The organism is Gilliamella sp. wkB195 (assembly GCF_001690445.1).
In the GTDB taxonomy this organism is placed as follows: domain Bacteria; phylum Pseudomonadota; class Gammaproteobacteria; order Enterobacterales; family Orbaceae; genus Gilliamella; species Gilliamella apicola_E.
Genome location: NZ_LZGP01000020.1, coordinates 1 through 3,362 on the forward strand (window position 1 = coordinate 1; position 3,362 = coordinate 3,362).

A 3,362-nucleotide genomic window follows, 5' to 3' on the forward strand; every position below is an offset into this window, starting at 1 on the left:
ATAAAGTTAAAAGAAAATTTTTTTTTGCGATTTTACAGAACTAACAAGACTTACAAAATTTATATAAAATAATCAATAAATTAACCTTGTGTTATTATAGTGTTGTATGTTGTTAATGACATAGTAAAATATTATCACATAATAAATGAATAGGATTAATAAAATGGATTGTTAGACTTTGTTTTTTTTTCAGGTTTATCAGCAATAGCTGCTTTTGGATTATTAATTTGTACTATTATTGGCTTTTGGTTTATTTGCAAACAAACTGCAATTGCTAAAAATAAAGATACTTTCTTTAGATTTCAAGCTGAACTAATGCAAGAAATTAAATTTTATTTGCATCAACACGTAACTTTTAAAAATGAGTTGATTGAATTAATAGATAAATATTCAAAAGAAAAAAAATTAGAACAGTAAAAACTTCTGAAACTGATCTAGAAGTTAATGATTATTTTTTTGATGAATTAGGAAAATTATCTTCTAAATATTTGTCTTATTATTGTATGAATAATATACCTGGGTTCTATTGGTGGTTAGGTAGTTATAGGAAAAAGACAGAAACAATTCAAAATTCGTCTGAATATAATGAAATTAAAAATTATATTAAAGAGATCATTAAGTATATCTACAATGAGCCTAGTATTTAATATACTAAAACTATAAAAAGAATTGAATTTTTTGATAAGCTAAAAGATTATGATAATAAAATTTCTAATAATACAGTTGAACTTTATAGTAAGTTAGAAAATTTACTAAGTGAGTTAGCTAAAGAGAAAAAAGTATCATAATTCAATCCACTAAAACTCATCTAATGCTTGCTTTTGTTCATCTGATAAGAAAATATCGATCTCGCCATACTCAAGCAGGTAAGCGCCAAATGACAACAGGGAAGCGACAGTTGGATCGTTCTTGTTGGCAGCTTTCTTTTTGTTGGGCTTAATATTGGCATTCGCATCGGTTTCCATCACTATATTACTTACCGCCCAAGATAAAACAGTATCACCATTGTGACTAATGCGTTTACGACTGATAAATACCTTTGCAGTTTTTTTGATGTTGAGCTATAGCGTGCGCAAGTTATAAACAATGAATAACGTCTTAGAAATAGCTTTTTTGAACATTTTTAATCTTACTTGATTCTTGTGATGGTGGCCACTACTGGACTTGAACCAGTGACCAATCGATTATGATTTCTTTAAAGCTGTTTTTAAAGTCAATGACTTATAATTAAATCAATCGGTTAGGCATACATATATAGACATATTTTACTATATAAAAATATTCTCAACCGCCATTTTTTCGCCAATTAATTAGTTTCTTTTTCTTTACGTTCAATAGCAAATTTTAATAAAGCTAGCATTCTTTCATACTTATCAAGATCGTTATAAAAAAACAAACCTAAAATCATTAGCCCACCATAAGAATAAGGAATTACTTCAATCCATTGCCAAGAAAGTTCCTTAACCTGAGGTAATAGACCTAGTAAAGATATAATACCGGGAAATATACCCAACTTATTTAGTGGTCCAAGCACTAGGCTAATTCTTCTTTTTAGACATTCATATTCATGATTTAATTCTAAATAACCAAATTTCAATTGTTCTATATCCAATGATATAAGAGCTTTTAAGTACTTTTTATCTATGACGTAGTTACCCTTCACATTTAAATTAATTGAATAATTCATTGGTAAAATAAAACTTTTAATATTTTTTTTTAAACTTCTATATATAAATTGGGAATATTTAAAATAAATCAATAGAAGAGATATTAGAAATAACCAAAATGGGAAAATCGAATCTTTATCTTTAATTGATATTATTATTGCAGTCACATATAAAATAATGGCTATTATGAACGATAGATTTTGAATGGTGAATAATGATTTTATTGCTTTTAAATTAAATTTTAGTTTACGCTTATTTTTCTTATAATAAATTTCTAATTCAATTTTTTTTAATATACTTAATAATTTCATTCAATTTTCTCTTAGTCATTAATGGATTAAAGCTTACAGCATTTTCAAAGTGTTCTGGTGCAAAGTGTGCATATCGCATGGTCATTTTGATCTCAGTGTAACCGAAGATTTTTTGTAATACTAGGATATTACCGCCACTCATAATAAAATGTCTAGAAGAAGTGAGGCGTAATTCGTGGGTTAGATGTCGATCTGGTAATTCCATTTCTGCCCGATCGATTGCCTAACGGAACGCTAAATAACTGGGAGTAAATAAGTAACAATTCTTTTTAGGGATTTCATTAAAGAGTTTATAAGTATGATTATGTTTGCTCTTGGTGTCAATGAAGGTAATTTTAGCATCTTTTACTTAGCACACTCTATAGGCTTCGGCTTCGCTCCTCCTTAGACTTGTAGCCATGCAAAATTTGACAATAATTGATAAATCAATGGTAGTGCTTTGCTCACAAGATAACAGAGTTCATGAATTGGCTTTTTATTAAGATAAACCATTTCTTTCTTGCTCATCTTTGTAAACAGGTGTATTTTTTCAAGCGATTTGTATAAATAGCATATCTATTAATAAAAGATAACTAAGCATGATTCATATGATAGCTTTTAAAATGTAAAGACGGTCCTGTTTTTGAATTTTCTGAAAGGTTTTTATATTCATCTCGATAAAAGGGATAAAGTTTATTGAGCAATTCATTACAGGAAATTAATATTTTTTCAACTTCTTCTACAAAAATTGAATAAATTTTATCTCTTGATGCTTCATAAACTGCAACTAAATCATAACCAACTATTTTTGAATTACTTTGTTCAGACCAAGACATATTTTTAAACATTTCATCATCGTCTGTGCATAAATTAGAAAATCCTTTATGAGCCCTATCATTTCTTTCTAATCGGAGTGTAGATCCAGAATTTTCCAATATTTTTAAAATATTAAAAATTTCAGGATGAGAATCTTTAATCATTTTACTAAGTTGTTTTATATTTAATATGTGATCAGGAATGTTAAGTTTTAAAACTTGATTAACAAAGTGAAAAACAATATCTCGGATACTCGAAAATCTATATAATGATAAATCAACAATTGATTTAAGCCAATCATACCTATTTATATCTTTCACAATAGACTTTAGAGGTATTTTTTGTACACCAAGCATTTGAGGGATCACCCTTAAATCAACAAATTGTTGCTCTAATGTATGAAAACGAACATAAATTAAATGGGCATAAGCCATATGAGGTTCAATTTTAACAAACTCATCCCAATTTTCATATGGTTGATCATGCAGAAAATAAATATTCATTGAATCATAAAGTATTGCTTTAAATTTTGACTCATTTAGATCCCACCAATAATATTCTTTTTTCATAATAAATTTTTCTCTTATTA

The 3,362-nt window shown here is 27.4% G+C and carries 4 protein-coding genes and 1 pseudogene; 1 reads left to right on the forward strand and 4 read right to left on the reverse strand.

The window, feature by feature from the left end:
- Positions 1–168 precede the first annotated feature (168 nt).
- Positions 169–417 (forward strand): hypothetical protein, encoded by a 249-nt coding sequence (locus tag A9G08_RS05745; protein WP_065562780.1) that lies wholly within the window; start codon positions 169–171, stop codon positions 415–417.
- Between the two features lie 380 nt (positions 418–797).
- On the opposite strand, the pseudogene A9G08_RS11585 reads toward A9G08_RS05745, so the two are convergent.
- The 4 genes and pseudogenes from A9G08_RS11585 to A9G08_RS05765 form a co-directional block, all read right to left on the reverse strand.
- Positions 798–1,055, reverse strand: a pseudogene (locus tag A9G08_RS11585) (terminase TerL endonuclease subunit); the annotation flags it as partial.
- 251 nt (positions 1,056–1,306) lie between these two features.
- Complete coding sequence (locus A9G08_RS05755) at positions 1,307–1,978, reverse strand: hypothetical protein (protein ID WP_065562782.1); 672 nt, start codon at positions 1,976–1,978, stop codon at positions 1,307–1,309.
- Positions 1,947–2,183 carry a tyrosine-type recombinase/integrase gene (locus A9G08_RS05760; RefSeq protein WP_065562783.1) on the reverse strand — a complete coding sequence of 79 codons (237 nt, stop codon included), beginning with the start codon at positions 2,181–2,183 and terminating at the stop codon, positions 1,947–1,949. The genes A9G08_RS05755 and A9G08_RS05760 overlap by 32 nt, the downstream gene beginning before the upstream one ends.
- 367 nt (positions 2,184–2,550) lie before the next feature.
- Positions 2,551–3,342 carry a Cthe_2314 family HEPN domain-containing protein gene (locus A9G08_RS05765; protein WP_065562784.1) on the reverse strand — a complete coding sequence of 264 codons (792 nt, stop codon included), beginning with the start codon at positions 3,340–3,342 and terminating at the stop codon, positions 2,551–2,553.
- Between the last annotated feature and the right edge of the window lie 20 nt (positions 3,343–3,362).